Annotated in this window: 1 rRNA gene; it reads left to right on the forward strand. The window is 57.0% G+C overall.

The features are described from left to right. Positions 1-73: ribosomal RNA gene (gene rrf / locus WFO70_RS22565) — 5S ribosomal RNA — on the forward strand; the annotation flags it as partial. Positions 74-258: the final 185 nt, after the last annotated feature.

Below are 258 nucleotides of genomic sequence, written 5' to 3' on the forward strand. Positions count from 1 at the left end.
ACTCAGAAGTGAAACGCCGTAGCGCCGATGGTAGTGTGGGGTCTCCCCATGCGAGAGTAGGGAACTGCCAGGCATCAAATTACGCGAAAGCCCATCCTCACGGATGGGCTTGTTGCGTTGGGGCGGAAAAAAGCCGGCTGGCGGCTTCGCCTTACCCGTATATGGACACCTCCCGTTATGCAAGCCATTCTGCATTTGTGTAACGGGAGTAAGATGCTTTCGTATATCCGGCCTCTCTTCCGGCACCGTCGTGCCCGG

It is taken from the genome of Leclercia sp. AS011 (genome assembly GCF_037152535.1).
In the GTDB taxonomy this organism is placed as follows: Bacteria; Pseudomonadota; Gammaproteobacteria; order Enterobacterales; family Enterobacteriaceae; genus Enterobacter.